Source organism: Klenkia taihuensis (assembly GCF_900112525.1).
GTDB classification, from domain to species: Bacteria; Actinomycetota; Actinomycetes; order Mycobacteriales; family Geodermatophilaceae; genus Klenkia; species Klenkia taihuensis.
Genome location: NZ_FOMD01000001.1, coordinates 779,925 through 800,000, shown reverse-complemented (window position 1 = coordinate 800,000; position 20,076 = coordinate 779,925). Strand labels below are relative to the sequence as shown.

Annotated in this window: 21 protein-coding genes; 7 read left to right on the top strand and 14 right to left on the bottom strand. The window is 74.8% G+C overall.

Annotation, left to right across the window (positions count from 1 at the left end):
• Window positions 1–58: 58 nt before the first annotated feature.
• Complete coding sequence (locus tag BM158_RS03890) at window positions 59–271, top strand: DUF3073 domain-containing protein (RefSeq protein WP_091554851.1); 213 nt, start codon at window positions 59–61, stop codon at window positions 269–271.
• 78 nt (window positions 272–349) lie between these two features.
• On the opposite strand, the gene purM is transcribed toward BM158_RS03890, so the two are convergent.
• From purM to BM158_RS03865, 5 genes are read right to left on the bottom strand one after another with little or no spacing between them, the layout of a single operon-like run.
• The gene (purM, locus tag BM158_RS03885; protein ID WP_091554849.1) at window positions 350–1,426 is read right to left on the bottom strand and encodes a phosphoribosylformylglycinamidine cyclo-ligase; all 1,077 of its coding nucleotides are present in this window, start codon (window positions 1,424–1,426) and stop codon (window positions 350–352) included.
• Window positions 1,423–3,003: an amidophosphoribosyltransferase gene (purF, locus tag BM158_RS03880; protein WP_091554847.1), complete on the bottom strand. Its 1,581-nt coding sequence runs from the start codon at window positions 3,001–3,003 to the stop codon at window positions 1,423–1,425. Before purF ends, purM begins: the two co-directional genes overlap by 4 nt.
• 23 nt (window positions 3,004–3,026) lie before the next feature.
• The gene (locus BM158_RS03875; RefSeq protein ID WP_278247558.1) at window positions 3,027–3,734 is read right to left on the bottom strand and encodes a DUF72 domain-containing protein; all 708 of its coding nucleotides are present in this window, start codon (window positions 3,732–3,734) and stop codon (window positions 3,027–3,029) included.
• Between the two features lie 8 nt (window positions 3,735–3,742).
• The gene (locus BM158_RS03870; protein ID WP_091554843.1) at window positions 3,743–4,351 is read right to left on the bottom strand and encodes an MBL fold metallo-hydrolase; all 609 of its coding nucleotides are present in this window, start codon (window positions 4,349–4,351) and stop codon (window positions 3,743–3,745) included.
• The gene (locus tag BM158_RS03865; protein ID WP_091554842.1) at window positions 4,348–5,439 is read right to left on the bottom strand and encodes an S-(hydroxymethyl)mycothiol dehydrogenase; all 1,092 of its coding nucleotides are present in this window, start codon (window positions 5,437–5,439) and stop codon (window positions 4,348–4,350) included. The genes BM158_RS03870 and BM158_RS03865 overlap by 4 nt, the downstream gene beginning before the upstream one ends.
• 182 nt (window positions 5,440–5,621) lie before the next feature.
• Between BM158_RS03865 and BM158_RS03860 the strand changes: the two genes are divergently transcribed.
• Both BM158_RS03860 and BM158_RS22620 read left to right on the top strand, forming a co-directional pair.
• Window positions 5,622–7,025, top strand: a complete 1,404-nt coding sequence (locus BM158_RS03860; protein WP_091554840.1) for an OFA family MFS transporter — start codon at window positions 5,622–5,624, stop codon at window positions 7,023–7,025.
• Entirely contained in the window at window positions 7,022–7,153 is a 132-nt protein-coding gene (locus BM158_RS22620) for an MFS transporter small subunit (protein WP_268247899.1), read from the top strand. The genes BM158_RS03860 and BM158_RS22620 overlap by 4 nt, the downstream gene beginning before the upstream one ends.
• A 57-nt stretch (window positions 7,154–7,210) precedes the next feature.
• Here the strand turns inward: BM158_RS22620 and BM158_RS03855 are convergent, their stop codons facing one another.
• From BM158_RS03855 to purS, 4 genes are read right to left on the bottom strand one after another with little or no spacing between them, the layout of a single operon-like run.
• Window positions 7,211–7,594, bottom strand: coding sequence for a sterol carrier family protein (locus BM158_RS03855; protein ID WP_091554838.1), 384 nt, complete (start codon window positions 7,592–7,594; stop codon window positions 7,211–7,213).
• Window positions 7,594–9,879 carry a phosphoribosylformylglycinamidine synthase subunit PurL gene (gene purL, locus BM158_RS03850; RefSeq protein WP_091554836.1) on the bottom strand — a complete coding sequence of 762 codons (2,286 nt, stop codon included), beginning with the start codon at window positions 9,877–9,879 and terminating at the stop codon, window positions 7,594–7,596. Before purL ends, BM158_RS03855 begins: the two co-directional genes overlap by 1 nt.
• Entirely contained in the window at window positions 9,876–10,556 is a 681-nt protein-coding gene (gene purQ / locus BM158_RS03845; protein ID WP_242657451.1) for a phosphoribosylformylglycinamidine synthase subunit PurQ, read from the bottom strand. The genes purL and purQ overlap by 4 nt, the downstream gene beginning before the upstream one ends.
• Window positions 10,553–10,792, bottom strand: coding sequence for a phosphoribosylformylglycinamidine synthase subunit PurS (gene purS, locus BM158_RS03840; protein ID WP_091554834.1), 240 nt, complete (start codon window positions 10,790–10,792; stop codon window positions 10,553–10,555). Before purS ends, purQ begins: the two co-directional genes overlap by 4 nt.
• A gap of 105 nt (window positions 10,793–10,897) precedes the next feature.
• Here purS and BM158_RS03835 point away from each other — a divergent pair, with 105 nt between their 5' ends.
• Both BM158_RS03835 and BM158_RS03830 read left to right on the top strand, forming a co-directional pair.
• Complete coding sequence (locus tag BM158_RS03835; protein ID WP_091554832.1) at window positions 10,898–11,572, top strand: PilZ domain-containing protein; 675 nt, start codon at window positions 10,898–10,900, stop codon at window positions 11,570–11,572.
• Window position 11,573: 1 nt separating this feature from the next.
• Window positions 11,574–12,263 (top strand): PilZ domain-containing protein, encoded by a 690-nt coding sequence (locus tag BM158_RS03830; protein WP_091554830.1) that lies wholly within the window; start codon window positions 11,574–11,576, stop codon window positions 12,261–12,263.
• Here the strand turns inward: BM158_RS03830 and BM158_RS03825 are convergent.
• From BM158_RS03825 to BM158_RS03815, 3 genes are read right to left on the bottom strand one after another with little or no spacing between them, the layout of a single operon-like run.
• Window positions 12,230–13,090, bottom strand: a complete 861-nt coding sequence (locus BM158_RS03825; protein WP_091554828.1) for a phosphoribosylaminoimidazolesuccinocarboxamide synthase — start codon at window positions 13,088–13,090, stop codon at window positions 12,230–12,232. The genes BM158_RS03830 and BM158_RS03825 overlap by 34 nt on opposite strands.
• Window positions 13,087–14,394, bottom strand: coding sequence for an adenylosuccinate lyase (gene purB, locus BM158_RS03820; RefSeq protein ID WP_091554826.1), 1,308 nt, complete (start codon window positions 14,392–14,394; stop codon window positions 13,087–13,089). The genes BM158_RS03825 and purB overlap by 4 nt, the downstream gene beginning before the upstream one ends.
• Window positions 14,391–15,008, bottom strand: coding sequence for a mismatch-specific DNA-glycosylase (locus BM158_RS03815; RefSeq protein WP_229827460.1), 618 nt, complete (start codon window positions 15,006–15,008; stop codon window positions 14,391–14,393). The genes purB and BM158_RS03815 overlap by 4 nt, the downstream gene beginning before the upstream one ends.
• 99 nt (window positions 15,009–15,107) lie before the next feature.
• Here BM158_RS03815 and BM158_RS03810 point away from each other — a divergent pair, with 99 nt between their 5' ends.
• Window positions 15,108–16,586: an AI-2E family transporter gene (locus BM158_RS03810; RefSeq protein ID WP_229827461.1), complete on the top strand. Its 1,479-nt coding sequence runs from the start codon at window positions 15,108–15,110 to the stop codon at window positions 16,584–16,586.
• A 9-nt stretch (window positions 16,587–16,595) separates the two neighbouring features.
• Here the strand turns inward: BM158_RS03810 and purD are convergent, their stop codons facing one another.
• Both purD and rsgA read right to left on the bottom strand, forming a co-directional pair.
• Window positions 16,596–17,867 (bottom strand): phosphoribosylamine--glycine ligase, encoded by a 1,272-nt coding sequence (gene purD / locus BM158_RS03805; protein WP_091554822.1) that lies wholly within the window; start codon window positions 17,865–17,867, stop codon window positions 16,596–16,598.
• Between the two features lie 11 nt (window positions 17,868–17,878).
• On the bottom strand, window positions 17,879–18,871 hold the full coding sequence (rsgA, locus tag BM158_RS03800; RefSeq protein WP_091554820.1) for a ribosome small subunit-dependent GTPase A: 993 nt from the start codon (window positions 18,869–18,871) through the stop codon (window positions 17,879–17,881).
• Window positions 18,872–19,027: 156 nt separating this feature from the next.
• On the opposite strand from rsgA, the gene BM158_RS03795 reads away from it, so the two are divergent.
• Window positions 19,028–20,035, top strand: coding sequence for a glycerophosphodiester phosphodiesterase family protein (locus BM158_RS03795; RefSeq protein WP_091556279.1), 1,008 nt, complete (start codon window positions 19,028–19,030; stop codon window positions 20,033–20,035).
• Window positions 20,036–20,076: the final 41 nt, after the last annotated feature.

Sequence of the window (20,076 nt, the reverse complement as noted above, 5' to 3'; positions counted from 1 at the left end):
ACGGGCCGTCCAAGCCCAGTGCTGGACGGCCGCCACTCCGTCACGAGGGGGTCGAGCCATGGGGCGCGGCCGAGCGAAGGCCAAGCAGACACGCGTGGCCCGTGAGCTCAAGTACAGCTCACCCACCACCGACCTGACTGCGCTGCAGCGGGAACTCGGTGGTCAGTCGACCTACACCGCCCCGGCGGTCAAGGACGACGACGAGGACAACATCGCCTCGCGGTGGATCGACGACGACGACGCGGACGACGGCTGGGTCGCCAGCCGCTGACCGGGGTCGTCGACCCACAGCAGCACCGCACCACCACGAGCACCGCCGTCCCCCGGGACGGCGGTGCTGTCGTGCTGCTCAGCGGTAGGCGCTGACCAACCGGGCCGAGCCGCCCGGGCCGGTCTGCACCGTGCCGGCGACCCACGCCGGGACCCCGCGGCCGGTGAGCAGGTCGACCGCGCGGTCGGCGACCTCGGGGGCGACGGCGGCGACCATGCCGACGCCGCAGTTGAACGCGCGCTCGGACTCGGTGCGCGGCACGCCGTGGGACTCCAGCAGCTGCACCGCGGCCGGCAACGCCCAGGTGCTGCGGTCCAGCACGGCCTCCAGGCCGTCGGGGACGACGCGGGCGGCGTTGCCGGCCAGCCCGCCGCCGGTGATGTGCGCGAAGGCGTGCACGCCCTCGACGCCCAGCTCTCCCACCAGGGCCAGGCAGTCCAGCGCGTAGATGCGGGTGGGCTCCAGCAGCTCGGTGCCCAGCTCGCGGTCCAGCCCGGCCGGGGTGGCGTGCAGGTCCAGGCCCGCCTCGGCGACGACCCGGCGGACCAGGGAGTAGCCGTTGGAGTGGAACCCCGAGGACGCCATGGCGACCACGACGTCGCCCTCGCGCACCCGCTCGGGGCCGAGCACCGCGTCGGCCTCGACCACGCCGACCGCGGTGGCGGCCAGGTCGTAGTCGTCGGGGCCCATGAGGTCGCCGTGCTCGGCGGTCTCCCCGCCGACCAGGGAGGCACCGGCCAGCCGACAGCCCTCGGCGATGCCGGTGACGATCGCGGCGATCCGCTCGGGGACGACGGTGCCGCAGGCGACGTAGTCCTGCAGGAACAGCGGCTCGGCGCCGCAGGCCACCAGGTCGTCCACGCACATGGCGACCAGGTCGATGCCGACGGTGCCGTGCCGGTCGAGCTGGCGGGCCAGTGCGATCTTGGTGCCGACGCCGTCGGTGGAGGAGGCCAGCAACGGTCGCCGGTACTTGGCCACGTCCAGGGCGAACAGCCCGGCGAAGCCGCCCAGCCCGCCGACCACCTCGGGCCGGTTGGTCGCCTCCACGGCGCCCTTCATCAGCGCGACCGCCCGCTCGCCGGCGTCGATGTCGACGCCGGAGGCGGCGTAGGTGAAGCCCTCGGTCACGGGGTGGTCGGGCGGGACCGTCATGGACGGGTGAGGGCGTCGTCGGCGCCACCCGCGGTGGTGGGGCTGCCGGCCTGCTGGCCGGTCCAGCCGCTCACCGCGCGGGCGGCCTCCCGGTCGACGTCGTCGATGACCGGCAGGGTGCGCTTGGTGATGCCCTCGAGCACGTGCTTGCCCAGCACCTCGGGCTCGCCCAGCGGGATCGGGTACTCGCCGGTGAAGCAGGCCGTGCACAGCCGGTTGGCCGGCTGCTCGGTGGCCGCGATGAGGCCGGCCTCGCTGACGTAGCCCAGCGAGTCGGCGTTGATGGAGGCGCGCACGCCGTCGACGTCCAGGCCGTTGGCGACCAGCTCGGCGCGGGAGGCGAAGTCGATGCCGTAGAAGCAGGGCCACTTGACCGGCGGGGAGGAAATGCGCACGTGCACCTCGACCGCCCCGGCCTCGCGCAGCATGCGGATCAGCGCGCGCTGGGTGTTGCCCCGCACGATCGAGTCGTCGACGACGACCAGCCGCTTGCCGCGGATGACGTCGCGCAGCGGGTTGAGCTTGAGCCGGATGCCCAGCTGCCGGATGGTCTGCGAGGGCTGGATGAAGGTGCGGCCCACGTAGCTGTTCTTGACCAGGCCCAGGCCGTAGGGGATGCCCGAGGCCTCGGCGTAGCCGACCGCGGCCGGGGTGCCCGACTCGGGGACCGGGATGACCAGGTCGGCCTCGACCGGGTGCTCCTTGGCCAGCCGGCGACCGACCTCGACCCGGGCGGCGTGCACGCCGCGGCCGGAGATCGTGGTGTCGGGCCGGGCGAGGTAGACGTACTCGAACACGCAGCCCTTGGGCTCGGCCGGGGCGAAGTGCTGGGAGCGCAGCCCGTCCTCGTCGATGGCGATCAGCTCGCCGGGCTCGACCTCGCGGACGAAGGAGGCGCCCACGATGTCCAGGGCAGCGGTCTCGCTGGCCACCACCCAGCCGCGCTCGAGCCGGCCGAGCACCAGCGGGCGCACGCCCTGGGCGTCGCGGGCGGCGTACAGGGTGGTCTCGTCCATGAACGCGAAGCTGAACGCGCCGCGCAGGGTGGGCAGCACCTGCATCGCGGCCGCCTCGACCGAGAGGTCCCGCTGGGCGGCGATGAGCGCGGTGACGATGTCGGAGTCGGTGGTCGCGGCGAACGCGCCGGTGACGCCCTCGTCGGCGGCCCGGCTGGCCAGCTCCGCGGTGTTCACCAGGTTGCCGTTGTGGCACAGCGCGATGCCGGTGCCCGCACCCGTGGTGCGGAACGTGGGCTGCGCGTTCTCCCAGGTGGAGGCCCCGGTGGTGGAGTAGCGGGTGTGCCCGACGGCGAGGAAGCCGCGCAGGCTGGACAGCGTCGACTCGTCGAAGACCTGGCTGACCAGGCCGAGGTCCTTGTAGACCACGACGGAGGCGCCGTCGGACACCGCGATGCCCGCCGCCTCCTGACCGCGGTGCTGCAGGGCGTACAGGCCGAAGTAGCTGAGCTTGGCGACCTCCTCCCCCGGCGCCCAGACGCCGAAGACGCCGCAGGCGTCCTGGGGTCCGAGGTCCTGGGGGTCGAGGTCGTGCGTCAGCCGTCCATCACCGCGAGGCACGGGTCCGAGGGTACCGGCTGGGGTCAGCGCAGCAGCTCCCGCAGCCGACGGGCGTTGCGGACGGCGTGCCCCTCGCCGTCGTTGTTGAAGTAGCCGAACACCTCGGTGCTCCCCCACTCCCGGATCCGGTCGGCCCACCAGTGCAGGTCCTCGTCGGGGTAGGAGCCGGCGTAGAGGTGCTCGTGGTCGGGGCCGTGCCAGCGCACGTAGGCGAAGGGCGCGGTCACCCGCAGCACGCACGGGATGCCGGCGCCGCTGACCACGCAGTACGCCGCGCCGTGCCGGGCGAGCAGGTCGAACACGTCGTCGTGCTGCCAGGTGGGGTGCCGCAGCTCGACCGCCACCCGCAGCCACGGCGGCAGGTGGCCCAGGAACCAGGCCAGCCGGTCGTCGTCCCGCTCGTGGTCGGGGCGCAGCTGCACCAGCAGCACGCCGCGGCGGTCGGCGAGCTCGTGCCAGCCGGCGGCCATCCGGCCGATCCAGGTCTCCGGGTCGTACAGCCGCTTGGCGTGGGTGAGGCCCCGGGCGGCCTTGACGCTCATCGCGAAGCCCGGCGGCAGCCGCTGCCGCCAGCCGGCGAAGGTGGTGTCGCGCGGCCAGCGGTAGAAGGAGGCGTTGAGCTCGACGGTGTCGAACTCGGCCACGTAGTGCGCCAGCCGGTCCCGGGACGGCGTCCCCGGTGGGTAGAGGACGCCGTCCCAGTGGTCGTAGCTCCAGCCGGAGGTGCCGATCCTGGCGTTCAGTGGATGTTGTCCACCTCGGCCGCGACGGTGGTGTCGTCGCCGTGGCCGGTCTTCACGACCGTGTCGCCGGGCAGGGTGAGCAGCCGCTCCTGGATGGAGTTGATGATCGTCGGCTTGTCGCTGTAGGACCGGCCGGTGGCGCCCGGGCCGCCGCAGAACAGGGTGTCGCCGGTGAAGACGGTGTCCAGCTCCGGGGCGTAGAGGCAGGTGCTGCCCGGCGAGTGGCCGGGGGTGTGCATGGCGACCAGCTGGGTGCCGGCCACGTCGAAGGTGGTGCCCTCCACGAGGTCGTGGTCCGGGGCGGCGTCGGGGTGCACGACGTCCCAGAGCATCCGGTCGGCGGGGTTGAACCAGATCGGTGCCCCGGTGGCCTCGCGCAGCGCCACCGCGGCGGTGATGTGGTCGTTGTGCCCGTGGGTCAGCACGATCGCGGCCAGCGTGCGCGGCCCGACGGCCTCCAGGATCGGCGCGGCGTCGTGCGGGGCGTCGATGACCACGACGGTCTCCTCGTCGCCGACCAGCCAGACGTTGTTGTCCACGTCGAAGTCCTGGCCGTCGAGGCTGAACACCCCGCTGACGACGGTCTTGTCGATGTAGACCGTCACTTGTCGAACACCACGACCGAGCGCAGCACGTCGCCGTGGTGCATCTTCTCGAACGCGGCCTCGACGTCGCCGATGCCGATGGTCTCGGAGACGAACGCGTCGAGGTCGAAGCGGCCCTGCAGGTACAGGTCGATGAGCATCGGGAAGTCGCGGCTGGGCAGGCAGTCGCCGTACCAGGAGGACTTCAGCGCGCCGCCGCGGCCGAACACGTCGATCAGCGGCAGGGTGATCTCCATGGTCGGGTTGGGGACGCCGACCAGGACGACGGTGCCGGCGAGGTCGCGGGCGTCGAAGGCCTGCTGGTAGACCGCCGGGTGCCCGACCGCGTCGATGGCGACGTCCACGCCGAACCCGCCGGTGAGCTCCTTGATCGCGGCGACCGCGTCGGTCTCCTTCGAGTTCACCGTGTGCGTGGCGCCCAGGCCCTTCGCCCACTCCAGCTTGCGGTCGTCGATGTCGACGGCGATCACCTTCGCCGCACCCGCCAGCTTCGCCCCGGCGATGGCCGCGTCGCCCACGCCGCCGCAGCCGAAGACGGCCACGGTGTCCCCGCGGCCCACGCCGCCGGTGTTGATCGCGGCACCGACGCCGGCCATGACGCCGCAGCCCAGCAGCCCGGCGGCCTCCGGCTTGGCGGCGGGGTCGACCTTGGTGCACTGGCCCGAGTGGACCAGGGTCTTCTCGGCGAACGCGCCGATGCCCAGCGCCGGGGACAGCTCGGTGCCGTCCTCCAGCGTCATCTTCTGGGCCGCGTTGTGGGTGGCGAAGCAGTACCAGGGCTTGCCCTTGGTGCAGGCCCGGCACTGCCCGCAGACCGCGCGCCAGTTCAGGATCACGTAGTCACCGACGGCGACGTTCGTGACGCCCTCGCCGATCGCCGAGACCACCCCGGCGGCCTCGTGGCCGAGCAGGAACGGGAACTCGTCGTTGATGCCGCCCTCCCGGTAGTGCAGGTCGGTGTGGCAGACCCCGCAGGCCTGCACGTCGACGACCGCCTCACCCGGACCCGGGTCGGGGACGATGATCGTCTCGAGACTGACGGGGGCTCCCTTGCTGAGGGCGACGACGCCCTGCACCTCGTACGGCATGCACCGGAGCCTATGGGTCACCGTCCGGGGCCGGGGCCCCCGCTTCCACCCTCCGGACAGGTGACGATCCGGTCTCGCTCGCCGCGCGGGTGGTTGCGCGTCGCACTACCGTCGCGCGGGCATGGCCCGCGTCACAGCGGGCGCCCAGCAATCCCGGGGTCCACCCCGGACAGGAGGACCTCGTGGCCGTTCCCGGCTTCCTGGCTCGCGACCGCATCGTCGCGAAGCCGGGGTTCAACCGGTGGCTGATCCCACCGGCCGCCCTCGCGGTGCACCTGTGCATCGGGCAGGCCTACGCGACCAGCGTCTACAAGACCGCCCTGGTCGAGCACTTCGACGCCAGCCTGACCTCGATCGGCGTCGTCTTCTCCATCGCCATCGTGATGCTCGGGCTCTCCGCCGCGCTGTTCGGCACCTGGGTCGACCGCAACGGCCCGCGCGCGGCGATGTTCACCTCGGCCTGCTTCTGGTCCGCCGGCTTCCTGGTCGGTGCCCTGGGCATCGCGACCGACCAGCTGTGGCTGCTGTACCTGGGCTACGGCGTGCTCGGCGGCATCGGCCTGGGCATCGGCTACATCTCGCCGGTCTCCACGCTGATCAAGTGGTTCCCCGACCGCCCGGGCCTGGCCACCGGCATGGCGATCATGGGCTTCGGCGGCGGCGCTCTCATCGCCACCCCGCTGTCCCGGCAGCTGATGAGCTTCTACGACCCCGCCTACGACGGCACCGCGGCCACGACCCCCAGCGGCGGTGCGGTGGCCGGGCTGTTCCTCACCCTGGGCATGGTCTACCTGGCCTACATGATGTTCGGTGCGTTCATCGTGCGGGTGCCGGCCGACGACTGGAAGCCTGACGGCTTCGACCCCTCGACGGTGAAGCAGAAGGCGCTGGTCACCACCGACAGCGTCTCGGCCGCCAACGCCATCAAGACGCCGCAGTTCTGGCTGCTGTGGGTCGTGCTGTTCTGCAACGTGACCGCCGGGATCGGCATCCTCGAGCAGGCAAGCCCGATGATCCAGGACTTCTTCCGCGAGGGCGACGCCTCCACGGTGGCCGCCGCGGCCGGTGCCGGCTTCGTCGGCCTGCTGTCGCTGTTCAACATGGCCGGCCGGTTCGTCTGGTCCTCGACGTCGGACAAGATCGGCCGCAAGCCGATCTACATGGTCTACCTCGGTGTCGGGCTGCTGCTCTACGTCGCGCTGGCCACCGTCGGCAGCTCGGCGACCTGGCTGTTCGTGGCGCTGGCCGCGATCATCATCAGCTTCTACGGCGGTGGGTTCGCCACCATCCCGGCCTACCTGCGCGACCTGTTCGGCACCTACCAGGTGGGCGCCATCCACGGCCGGCTGCTCACCGCGTGGGCCGCCGCGGGCGTGGCCGGGCCGCTGATCGTCAACGGCGTGCTGGACACCCAGGGCACCCCGGGTCAGCTGGTCGCCGCGGACTACCGGATCGCGCTGTTCATCATGGTCGGCCTGCTGGCCGTCGGGTTCGTCGCGAACCTGCTGGTCCGCCCGGTCGACAGCAAGTGGCACGAGCCGAAGGGCACCACCACCCCGACCCCCGAGAGGAGCGCGGCCCGATGAGCTCGCCGAACCGGAGCAGCACCCCGACCCTGCTGATCGTCGTGGCCTGGCTGCTGGTCAGCATCCCGCTGGCCTACGGCCTGGTCCGCACCGTCATCACCGCCGCCCCGCTGTTCACCGGCGGCTGACCCACCCGCACGCCACGGCGCCCCGTCCACCCCCGCGGTGGGCGGGGCGTCGTCGTCTCAGGTGAGGGGGCGCAGCGGGAGGACGGCGGAGAGGTCGGCGCGGTTGCCGCTGGCCGCGACCGTGCCGCCGGCCACGGCGTCCTGCCACGACTGCATGCCGGTGACCAGCCGCAGCCAGGTGGCGGCGTCGGTCTCCACCACGTTGGGCGGGGTGCCGCGGGTGTGCCGCGGCCCCTCGATGCACTGCACGGCGACGTGCGGGGGCACCCGCACCTCGACCGAGCGCCCGGGCACCTGCTGGGCCAGCCACCGCGCCGAGGTCTTCACGGCGGCACCCAGCACCGCCCGGGCCGGCTTCTCGGCCTCGCCGCGCAGCCAGGGCAGGCACGCGGCGACGGCCGCGCGCAGCTCCTCGGCGGGGATCGGCGCCGTGCCGGCCATCAGCTGGTCGGGACCGCCCCGGTGGGGACGGCGCCGACGACGTCCTCGGGGTGGCCGAACAGGTCGGGCAGCGTGCGGGTCCAGGTGCGGCGCAGCTCGGCGAGCGGCAGCTCGACCAGGCCCTCCACGACCAGGCCCTCCACGACCAGGGCGTCCCCGCCGGTGGTGCCGAGCTCGGTCACCGGGACGCCGGCCGCCTCCGCCGCGGCGCGCACCGCGGCGGCGTCGGTGGTGGTGACGACGGCGCGGGCGACGGACTCGGCGAACAGCGCCGCGGTGGGGTCGCCGTCCACGCGCAGGGTGGCGCCGGTGCCGTACCGCAGCGCCGACTCGGTCAGCGCCTGCGCCAGCCCGCCGTCGGCCAGGTCGTGCGCCGAGGTCACCGCACCGTCGGCGGCGAGCTGCGCCAGCAGCCCGGCCAGCGCGCGCTCGGCGTCCAGGTCCAGCCGCGGCGGCAGCCCCCCGAGGTGGCCGTGCACCACGCCGGCCCACGCCGAGCCGCCGAACTCCGGCCGGGTCTCCCCCAGCAGCAGCACGGTCTCGCCGGCCGCGCGCCAGCCGCCGCGGACCCGGGTGCGGACGTCGTCGTGCACCCCGAGGACGCCGATGACCGGGGTCGGGTTGATCGGCACGTCGCCGGTCTGGTTGTAGAGGCTGACGTTGCCGCCGGTGACCGGCAGGCCCAGCGCGCGGCAGCCGTCGGCCAGCCCGCGGACGGCCTCGGCGAACTGCCACATCACCTCGGGCTCCTCCGGGGAGCCGAAGTTCAGGCAGTTGGTGACCGCCAGCGGCACGGCGCCGGAGACGGCGACGTTGCGGTAGGCCTCGGCCAGGTTCAGCTGCGCGCCGGTGTAGGGGTCCAGCCGGGCGAAGCGGGCGTTGCCGTCCAGCGCGAGGGCGATGCCGCGGTGCGTGGTCTCGTCGATGCGCACCAGGCCGGCGTCGTCGGGCTGGGCGAGCACCGTGTTGCCCTGCACGTAGCGGTCGTACTGCTCGGTGACCCAGGACTTGTCGCAGCCGTCGGGGCTGCCGACGACGGCCAGCCAGTCGGCACGCAGGTCGGCCGAGGCGGTGGGCGGCAGGTCGGCCTGCAGGTCGTCGAGGTCCGCGGGGCGGTGGTAGGGCCGCTCGTAGACCGGGCCGTCGTGGGCCACCGTGCGCGGGGGGACGTCGACGATCCGCTCGCCGTGCCAGTCGATGAGCAGCCGGTCGCCGTCGGTGACCTCACCGATGACGGTGGCCAGCACGTCCCACTTCGCGCAGACCGCGAGGAACTCCTCGACCTTGGCCGGCTCGACGATCGCGCACATGCGCTCCTGCGACTCGCTCATCAGGATCTCGGCCGCGGTCAGCGTGGAGTCGCGCAGCGGCACGGTCTCCAGGTCGATCCGCATGCCGCCCGAGCCCGCCGCGGCCAGCTCGCTGGTCGCGCAGGACAGCCCGGCGCCGCCGAGGTCCTGGATGCCGGTGACCAGGTCGGCGGCGAAGATCTCCAGGCAGGCCTCGATGAGCAGCTTCTCGGTGAACGGGTCGCCGACCTGCACCGACGGGCGCTTGGCCGGGCCGTGCTCGTCGAAGGTCTCGCTGGCCAGCACCGAGACCCCGCCGATGCCGTCCCCGCCGGTGCGCGCGCCGAACAGCACGACCTTGTTGCCCGCGCCCTCGGCCTTGGCCAGCCGGACGTCGGAGTGCTTCATGACACCGACGCACAGCGCGTTGACCAGGGGGTTGCCGGCGTAGCAGTCGTCGAACAGGACCTCGCCGCCGATGTTGGGCAGGCCCAGGCAGTTGCCGTAGCCGCCGACGCCGGCCACCACGCCGGGCAGCACCCGGGCGGTGTCGGGGGCGTCGGCCCGGCCGAAGCGCAGCGAGTCCATGACCGCCACCGGCCGCGCGCCCATGGTGAGGATGTCGCGGACGATGCCGCCCACGCCGGTGGCCGCGCCCTGGTAGGGCTCCACGTAGCTGGGGTGGTTGTGCGACTCGACCTTGAAGGTCACCGCGTAGCCGTCGCCGACGTCGACGACGCCGGCGTTCTCGCCCATGCCGACCAGCAGCGCCTCGCTGCGGGGCAGGTCGCCGAAGGTGCGCAGGTGCACCTTGGAGGACTTGTAGGAGCAGTGCTCGCTCCACATCACCGAGTACATGGCCAGCTCGGCGGTGGTGGGCCGGCGGCCGAGGATGTCCCGGATCCGCAGGTACTCCTCGTCGCGCAGGCCCAGCTCGCGGTAGGGCTGCTCCTCGTCCGGGGTCTCCCCGGCCCGGGTGACGGTGTCGACGGTCATGCGGAGAGCGCTCCCTGGAGGACCGAGGTGAAGAAGCCGAGGCCGTCGACGGAGGGGCCGGTGAGCTCCTCGACCGCGTGCTCGGGGTGCGGCATGAGCCCGACGACCCGGCCGTCGGCGCTGGTCACGCCGGCGATGTCGCGGCTGCTGCCGTTGGGGTTGCCGCCGGCGTAGCGCACCACGACGCGGCCCTCGCCCTCGAGCCGGTCGAGGTCGGCGTCGGAGCCGACGTAGCGGCCCTCGCCGTTCTTCACCGGGACGACGATCGTCTGGCCCTGGTCGTAGGACGAGGTCCACGCGGTGTCGGCGCGCTCGACGAGCAGCGCCTGGTCGCGGTTGCGGAAGTGCAGGTGGCTGTTGCGGGTCAGCGCCCCGGGCAGCAGGCCGGCCTCGCAGAGCACCTGGAAGCCGTTGCAGATGCCCAGCACCGGCATGCCGGCGCGCGCCCGGTCGACGACGGCGCGCATCAGCGGCTGACGGGCGGCGATGGCGCCGGCACGCAGGTAGTCGCCGTAGGAGAACCCGCCGGGCAGGACGACGGCGTCGACCGCGGGCAGCTCGGCGTCGGCGTGCCACAGCGGGACCACCTCACCGCCGGCCAGCCGCACGGCGCGGGCGGCGTCGACGTCGTCCAGCGACCCCGGGAACGTCACGACCCCGATGCGCACGCCGGTCACGCCCCGTCGAGGTGCAGCTCGACGTCCTCGATGACCGGGTTGGCCAGCAGGGTCTCCGCGATCTCCCGCAGCTCGGCCTCGTCGGGGGTGCCCTCGACGTCGAGGACGAAGTGCTTGCCCTGCCGGACGCCGGTCACCCCCTGGTGGCCCAGCCGCCCGAGGGCGCCGAGCACGGCCTGCCCCTGGGGGTCGGAGATCTCGGGCTTGAGGACGACGTCGACGACCACGCGCGGCACGGGGCGAGGGTACCGGTCGAGGTCGTCGCGGTTTCGAGGCGAGTTGGCGCCGGAGCGGCCGATACCGCGTGCACGACCTGTCCGCCGTCCCCGAGGAGGCTGCCCGTGCCCGACGCGCTGCCCGTCGGCGACCGCCCCGTCGCCGGCGACCAGGTCGAGGTCGTCGCCGTCCAGGGGCAGGCGCAGGCCGTGACCCGGGTCGAGGAGAGCACCGACGGCGAGCTGGTGCTCGCCGTGGGCGTCGACGCCGACGGCCGGCGGGTGCGGCTGGGCCTCGGCGCCGGCGTCGTGGTCTGGTGGACCCAGCCCGACGGCTCGGTCCGCTGCCGGCCCTACGCCGTGGCCGACGTCCGCGGCGGGCCCGAGCCGGTCTGGGCGCTGCACCCCACGGCCCCCGCCTCCGAGGGCGACCGGCGCGCCACCCCGCGGGTGGAGATGGAGGTCCCGGTCGGCCTGCTCACCCCCCTGGGCATGGTGCTGGGCGCGACCACCGACATCAGCGAGGGCGGCCTGCGGGCCCTGTTCGCCGCCCCGCCCACCACCGGGTTCGGCGACGCCACCCAGCCCTTCGCCGAGGTCGGCGAGCTGGTCACCCTCGCCCTGGTCCTCGGCGGCGTCCGCACCGAGCTGCGCAGCCGGGTGCTCGACGTCCGCCGCCGGTCCGACGGCTGCCGGTTGCTGCGGGCCCGGTTCGAGTCGCTGCCGGAGGACGTCCGGCTCCAGCTGCGCGCGACCACCTCCCAGGAGATCGGTCGCCAGCTCACCAGCGGGAGGCGATGACGTGGTCGTCGGCACCAACAGCGTCTTCGGCCGCGACCGGCCCGAGCGGGGGTCGTCGCTGCACGTGGTGCTCGACGGCGTCCCCCTGGTCAGCACCGCCGGCGCCTCCAGCGAGGTGGAGCTGGTCGCCGAGGTCCCGATGACCCGCTCCGGACGCCGTCCGCGGCTGGCGCTGGGCACCGAGCTGCAGGTGTCGTGGGGGTGGCGGGACAAGGTCCGCACCCGGCCCTACCGGGTCACCGACGTCGTCTCGACCGTCTCCGGCCACCCGAGCTGGCGGCTGGAGCCGCTGGCCCCCTCGGTCGAGGGCACCCGCCGGGCGGTGCCGCGGCACTCCCTCGCGCTGCCCGCCGTCCTGGTGCTCGAGGAGTCCCGCTGGTCGGGCCAGACCGTCGACCTCAGCGTCGCCGGGGTGCGGCTGGCGTTCCCGCCGGTCACCAGCGCGGCGGTGGGCGACCTGCCCGAGCCCGGCACGGCCGGTGAGCTGGCGCTGCTGCTGGACGGCGAGCGGGTCGCGGTCCCCGTCTCGGTCGTGCGCGCCTCCGTGCTGCCCGACGGCACCCGCGACGTGCGGGTGTTCGTCACCGGCGACCTGGACGAGCAGCGGATCAAGCTGCGCGACTTCGTGCAGGCCGCCGACCTCGCCGCGGTGCCGGGTCAGGCGAAGGACGAGCCGGTCAGCGCCTCGTAGGCCGCGACGTAGCGCTCGCGGGTGGCGGCGACGACGTCCTCGGGGAGCTCGGGCGGCGGGGACTGCCGGTCCCAGCCCGAGGTGGTCAGCCAGTCCCGCACGTACTGCTTGTCGTAGGAGGGCTGCACCGCGCCCGGCGACCAGGTGGTGGCCGGCCAGAACCGCGACGAGTCGGGGGTGAGCACCTCGTCGGCCAGCACCAGGACGTCGCCGTCGGTGCCGAACTCGAACTTGGTGTCGGCCAGCACGATCCCGGCCCGCTGGGCGACCTCGTGCCCGCGGCGGTACAGCGCCAGGGTCAGCTCGCGCAGCTGCTCGGCCCGCTCCTGCCCGACCAGCTCGACGGTGCGGGCGAAGGAGATCGCCTCGTCGTGCTCGCCGACCTCGGCCTTGGTGGAGGGGGTGAACACCGGCTGCGGCAGCCGGGAGCCCTCGACCAGCCCGGCCGGCAGCTCGACGTCGACGATCGCGCCGGTGCGGCGGTACTCGACCGTCCCGGAGCCCGACAGGTAGCCGCGGGCCACGCACTCCACCGGCTCCATCGCCAGCCGCCGGACCAGCATGGCCCGGCCGGCGACCTCCGCCGGGACGTCGTCGGCGCTGAGCAGGTGGTGCTGCGCGCCGTGCGCGGCGAGCACCTCGGCGAGCTGCTCGAACCACCACACCGACAGCCGGGTGAGCACCGCGCCCTTGTCCGGGATCGGGGTGGGCAGCACGTGGTCGTAGGCCGAGATGCGGTCGGAGGCCACCAGCAGCAGCCGGTCGTCGCCGGCGTCGTAGACCTCGCGCACCTTGCCCCGGGCGAGCAGCGGCAGGTCGAGGGTCACGACAGCGCCGCGAGCCGCTCGAACAGCGGGTCGAGGTTGGCCACGTACCGCTCGGGCCGGCAGATGTCGTCCAGCCGGGCCTCGTCCAGCGCCACGCCGTCGGTGGCGGCGCGTGCCCGCAGCGTCTCGCGGAAGGGGGTGCCGGTCTGCCAGGTCTGCATCGCCGCGCCCTGCACCAGCGCGTAGGACTGCTCGCGGCCCATGCCGGCCTCGACCAGCTCCAGCAGGACGGCGGAGGTGTAGATCAGCCCGCCGGTGGAGTCCAGGTTCGCCCGCATCCGCTCGACGTCGACGACCAGGTTCTCGACCAGGCCGGCGGTGAGGTCGAGCAGGTAGTCCAGGGTGATGGCCGCGTCGGGCAGGAACACCCGCTCGGTGGAGGAGTGCGAGATGTCGCGCTCGTGCCACAGCGGGATGCCCTCCATCACCGGCACGACCGCGGCGCGCACGACCCGGGCCAGGCCCGCGATGCGCTCGGAGCGGATCGGGTTCTTCTTGTGCGGCATCGCGCTCGAGCCCTTCTGGCCCGACCCGAACGCCTCGGACAGCTCGCGCACCTCGGTCCGCTGGCCGTGCCGCACCTCCAGCGCCACCGCCTCGCAGACCGTGGCGAACACCGCGAGCGCCGACACCCACTCGCTGATGCCGTCGCGCAGCACCACCTGGGTGGAGGCGTCGGCGGCGCGCAGGTCCAGCGCCTCGGCGACGATCCGCTCCACCGAGGGGTCGATGAGGGAGTAGGTGCCCACGGCGCCGGAGATGGCGACGACGCCGACCGCGGTGCGGGCGGTGCGCAGCCGGTCGCGGCAGCGGGCCGCGGCGAAGGCCAGGTCGGCGACCCGGTGGCCCCACACGTCGGGCTCGGCGTGCACGCCGTGCGTGCGGCCGACCTTGAGGGTGTGCCGGTGGGCCAGCCCGTGGTCGCGCAGCGCCGCGACCAGCCGGTCGGCCTTGGCCAGCAGGACGTCGGTGGCGTCGGTGAGCTGCACGGCCAGCGCGGTGTCCAGCAGGTCCGAGGACGTCATGCCGTGGTGCACGTAGGCCGCCGCGGACCGGGGCTCGGTGTTGTCGGCCCACGCGGTGAGGAACGCGATCACGTCGTGCTGGGTGGTGGCCTCGATCTCGGCCACCCGCTCCGGGGTCGGCGGGGGCGCCTGGCGCACCGGCTCGACGACGTCGGCGGGCACCCGCCCGGCCGCCGCGTGCGCTTCCAGCACCAGGGTCTCGACCCTGCACCACAGCTCGTACTTGTGGGCATCGCTCCAGACCCGGCCCATCTCGGGGAGGGTGTACCGCTCGATCACGCCGGTGATCCTCCCGCACCGGACCCGACGCCGGCCGCCCGGGCCACCTCGCCGTACGCCGCGGCCAGCGTCTCGAGCGTGTCGTGGGCGTTCAGGCCGCTGGGGTTGGGCACCACCCACAGCTGCACGCCGTCCGGCCAGCCCGGCGGGACGTCGTCCTGCCGGCCGGTCCGGGCCCGCGGCACGCCGAAGGCCTGCCGGTAGGCCGTCACCCCGGCCACCGCGACGACGTCGGGACGCCGCTCGGTGACCAGCCGCACCAGCCGGGCGCCGCCGTCCCGCAGCTCGGCCGGCGTCAGCTCGTCGGCGCGGGCGGTCGCCCGGCGGACCAGGTTGGTGATCCCGATGCCCGCGGCGGTGAACCGTGCCCGGTCGGCGTCGGTCATCCCGGCGCCGGCGTCCACCGGCTCGGTGAGGACGCCGGCCCGCAGCAGCGCCGGGTAGAAGCGGTTCCCCGGCCGGGCGAAGTGGGTCCGCACCGCGGCGGTCCACAGCCCGGGGTTGATCCCGACGAACAGCAGCCGCACCCGGCCCGCGGGCAGCAGGTCGGGTACCTCGGCGCCGGCGAAGGCCAGGAGCTCCGAACGGGTGAACCGCATCTCGTCCCCGATCATGGGTGTAGTGGCCAACGACGCCGGGCATCCATGATCAGGGCGCGCGGCGTGGCGGGTCCACCCTGCTCGCCCACGCACCCCCCGGCCCTGGAGGTCCACGTGCTCGACCGCACCGCATCACGGGCGACGTCCCTGGTGCGCCGCGCCCGCGAGCGCATCCGCGCCGCCAGCGAGCACGACCCGCACGCCTGGCCCGAGGGCACCGTCCTGGTGCTCGAGGACGGCTCCCGCGCCGTCGTCGAGCACGTCGAGGACCCCGCGCAGCCGCAGCCGCCGTCGGTGGACCGCACCGAGGACGGACCGCGCCCCGCCGACGCCCACCCCGCGGGGTCCCCCGACCCGGCGGCCCCCGACAGCGACGTCGCCGACGGCGTCAGCGGCCCGCCCCGGCCCGGCGGCCCCCCGCCCGTCCCGCAGCACCGCGACCGCTCGACCGGCAGCCTGCTGTCCAGCGAGCACCCCCGCAACGCCGCCGACGAGGTGCCCAACGGCCTGCGGATCGCCGCGGCGTGGTCGTGGCGGGCCGTCGCCATCGGCGTCGCGCTCTACCTGGTGCTGATGGGCCTGGCCTACGTCGCGGTCGTGGCGGTCCCGGTCATCGTCGCGCTGCTGCTCGCCGCGCTGCTGCAGCCCGGCGCGGCCTTCCTGGTCCGGCACGGCTGGCCGAAGTCGCTGGCGGCGCTGCTCATGCTGCTGGTCGGGCTGGGCGTCGTCGCGGGCATCGTCACCCTGGTCGTCGAGCAGTTCGCGGCCGGCTACGACGAGCTGGCCAGCCAGGTCGGGCAGGGCCTGACCCAGATCCAGGACTTCGTGGTCAGCACGTTCCCGGTCACCCAGGGCGACCTCAACGACCTGCTGGCCAACGCGAGCACCAGCGTGCAGCAGGCGTTGATGGACAACCGCGACACCCTCACCGCCGGCGCGCTGACCACGGCCGCGACGCTCGGCGAGGTGCTCACCGGCATCGTGCTGGCGCTGTTCACGCTCTTCTTCTTCCTCATGGACGGCCGCGAGATCTGGCTGTGGCTGGTCGGGCTCACCCCGCCCAACTCGCAGGCCTACATCGACGAGGCCGCCCGCCGGTCCTGGCGGACGCTCATCTCCTACGTCCGCGCCACCGCCGTGGTCGCCGCCTTCGACGCGGTGTTCATCGGCATCGGGCTGACCTTCCTCGGCACCCCGCTGGTGGTGCCGCTGGCCGCGCTGGTGTTCCTGGGCGCGTTCATCCCGATCATCGGGTCGTTCCTGGCCGGCTCGGTGGCCGTGCTGGTCACGCTGGTCGCGGTCGGCCCGGTCAAGGCGCTGGTCGCGCTGGGCATCATCGTGCTGATCATGCAGCTGGAGGGCCACGTGCTGCAGCCGCTGCTGCTCGGCCGCGCCGTCTCGGTGCACCCGCTCGCGGTGGTGCTGGCGATCGCCGCCGGCCTGCTCATCGCCGGCATCTTCGGGGCGCTCATCGCCGTCCCGGTGATCGCCTGCGCGAACGTGGCCGGCACCTACCTCTCCCGCCGGCACCAGGGTCCGCGGCCGCCCACGCCGGACACCCGGCGCGCCCGCGCCGCCGTCCGGGCCTCCTGACCCCGGCCGTCAGACGCCGATGCGGCCCTCGAGGGCGGCCAGGCCGATGTCGGTGCGCCAGTGGGCGCCGTCCAGCCGGACGCCGGCGACCCGCTCGTAGGCCACCCGGCGGGCGTCGGCGAGGTCGGTGCCGACGGCGGTGACCGCCAGCACCCGCCCGCCGGCGCTGTGCACGGTGCCGTCGGCGGCCAGCCGGGTGCCGGCGTGCAGCACGCCCTCGCCGTCGGCGCCGGTGATCGGCGACCCGGTGCGCGGGGACGCGGGGTAGCCGGGCGCGGCCACGACGACGACGACCGCCGCGCCGTCGGCCCACTCCAGCGGCGGGTGGTCGGCCAGCGTGCCGGTGGCCGCGGCGTGCAGCAGCCCGGCCAGCGGGGTGCGCAGCAGCGGCAGCACGACCTCGGTCTCGGGGTCGCCGAAGCGGGCGTTGAACTCCACCACCCGCACGCCGCGCGAGGTGAGCGCGAGCCCGGCGTAGAGCAGGCCGCTGAACGGCTCGCCGCGGCGGGCCATCTCGTCCACCGTCGGCTGCAGCACGCGGGCGAGCACCTCGTCGACCAGGCCGTCGGGCGCCCAGGGCAGCGGGGCGTAGGCGCCCATGCCGCCGGTGTTGGGGCCGCCGTCGCCGTCGTCGCGGCGCTTGTGGTCCTGGGCGGGCAGCAGCGGCAGCACCGTCGTCCCGTCGGTGACGGCGAACAGCGACACCTCGGGGCCGTCCAGGTACTCCTCGACCAGCACCGGGTGCCCGCCCTCGAGCACGGCGAGCCCGTGGGCCAGCGCGGCGTCCCGGTCGGGGGTGACGACGACGCCCTTGCCGGCGGCCAGGCCGTCGTCCTTGACCACGTACGGGCTGCCGGGGGCGTTCAACGCGGCGACCTCGTCCAGCGCGGTGTGCAGCTCGGCCTCGGTGCCGACCGGCCAGGCCTGCGCGGTGGGGACGCCGGCGGCGGTCATCACGTGCTTGGCGAAGGCCTTGCTGCCCTCGATCTGCGCGGCCTGGGCGCCGGGGCCGAAGCAGGCCACGCCCGCCTCGCGGACCGCGTCGGCCACCCCGGCGACCAGCGGCACCTCGGGCCCGACGACCACGAGGTCGGCCGACCAGGCGGTGGCCAGCGCCGCGACGGCGACGGGGTCGGCCGCGTCGACCGGGTGCGGCTCGGCGACCGCGGCGGTGCCGGCGTTGCCCGGCGCGCAGGCCAGTGCGGTGACGGCGGGGTCGGCCTGCAGGGCCACGCACAGGGCGTGCTCCCGGGCTCCGGATCCGATGACGAGCACGCGCATGGGCCCGGACGCTACCGGGGCCGCTGCGCCCGCCCGCGCGCCTTCTCCCACCGGCGCCGCTCGGCCCGGCGCAGCCCGGTCCGCTCCGCCTCGGTGCGCAGCTTGCGCCAGGCCCGGTAGCGGGCGGGGTCCAGCCGGCCGTCGTCGAGGGCGGCGGTGAGCGCGCAGCCGGGTTCGCCGGAGTGGCCGCAGTCGCGGAACCGGCACCCGGTGAGCAGCTCGGCGACGTCGGCGAACGCGGCGTCCAGGCCCTCGTCGTCGGCCAGTTCCAGCTCGCGCAGGCCGGGGGTGTCGACCAGCAGCGCGCCGCCGGGCAGCACGTGCAGCTGGGCGGCGGTGGTGGTGTGCCGACCGCGGCCGTCGCCCCGGACCTCGGTGGTGGCCGCCGCGGCACGCCCGGCCAGGGCGTTGAGCAGGGTGGACTTCCCGACGCCGGAGGGGCCGACCACCGCGCACGTCGCCCCGGGGGCCAGCCGGGCGCGCAGGGCCTCGAGCCCGGCCCCGGTGTGCGCGCTGACCGCCAGCACCTCGACGCCCACGGCGTCCTCGGCGACCTGCGCGACCGCGGCGTCGACGTCGGCGCAGGCGTCGGCCTTGGTGAGCACGACCAGGGGGACGGCGCCGCTGCCCCACGCCATCGCCAGGAACCGCTCGACGCGGCGGACCCGGGCGTGCTCGGCCAGCGTGTCCACCACCAGCACGAGGTCGAGGTTGGCGGCGAGCACCTGCGCCGCCGACGTCCGGCCGGCGACCGTGCGGGTCAGCGCCGTGCGCCGGGGCAGCACCTCGGCCACGCGCTCGTCGGCGACCGCCACCCAGTCACCCACCGCGGGGGCGTCGTCCGCCCGCAGCCGGGGCCCGGGCGGCAGCCGCACCAGCCCCTCGGCGGTGGCGACGGTGAGCAGGCCGCGGTCCACCCGGACGACGCGGCCCAGCCGGGCGCCCGACGGCGGCGCGGGCGCGGCGGTGCCCCAGGCGGGGACCTGCGGGTGGAGGACGCTCACACCGCCATGCTCCGCGGGCCGTCGACCCCTTTTCGGGCGTGACGCTGCGCACAACAGGGTTGTGAACCCCCTGCTCAGGTCGATGTAGCTGACATGACAGGAGATTGTCAGGTGCAGTTCGCCATGGGGACACCTGGAGCGGGTGTTGTGGCCACCATGCACGAGACCGGTCTCGCGACCGCCACCTCCGCCCGCCTGCGCGCCCGCCGGCCGGTGGTGATCGGGCACCGCGGTGCCGCCGCGCACCGGCCCGAGCACACCCGCGCCGGCTACGAGCTGGCCGCCGACCTGGGCGCCGACCGGATCGAGCCCGACGTCGTGGTCAGCCGCGACGGCGCGCTGGTCGTCCGGCACGAGAACGAGCTGTCGCTGTCCACCGACGTCGCCGCGCACCCCCGGTTCGCCGGCCGCCGCCGGACCCAGGAGGTCGCCGGCGTCGAGACCACCGGGTGGTTCGTGGAGGACTTCACCCTCGCCGAGCTGCGCACGCTGCGCGCCCTCGAGCGCTGGCCGCACCTGCGCCCGGGCGGCACCCTGCACGAGGGCACGGTGCTGACCCTCGGCGAGGTGGTCGGGATCGCCCGCGCCCGGGGCATCGGGGTGCAGGCGGAGCTGAAGAACCCGTCGTGGTCGGCCTCGATCGGGCTGCCGCTGGTCGAGCTGGTGTGCGCCGAGGTCGGCGCCGCGCCCGACGTGGTGTGGCAGAGCTTCGACGTGGCCGGGGTGCAGGAGCTGCGCGCCCGGCTGGGGGCGACCGCCTCCCTCGTGCAGCTGATCGGCGACGAGCCCGCCCACGACCCCCTGGTGACCCCCGCCGGGCTGCGCGGGATCAGCACCTACGCCGGCGGGATCGGCCCGTCGAAGCACCGCATCCTGCAGCGCGACGGGCGGGGCAACCTGGTCGCCGTCTCCGACCTGGTCGCCCAGGCGCACCGGGCCGGGCTGACCGTCGCGCCGTTCACCGTGCGCGCCGAGAACGCCTTCCTGCCGCTGCACCTGCGCCGCGGCACCGACCCCGCCGGGCTGGGCGACGCCGGCACCGAGGCCCGCCTGCTGCTGGCGCTGGGCGTCGACGGCCTGATCACCGACAACCCGGAGATCGCCGTCCGCGAGCGCGCCGCCCTGGCCGCCCCCGCCCTGGCCCCCGTCCGCCCCCGCACCTGACCTCGGGGCCGCGTCCCCGCGTGCGCTCGAGATCGGGGTCC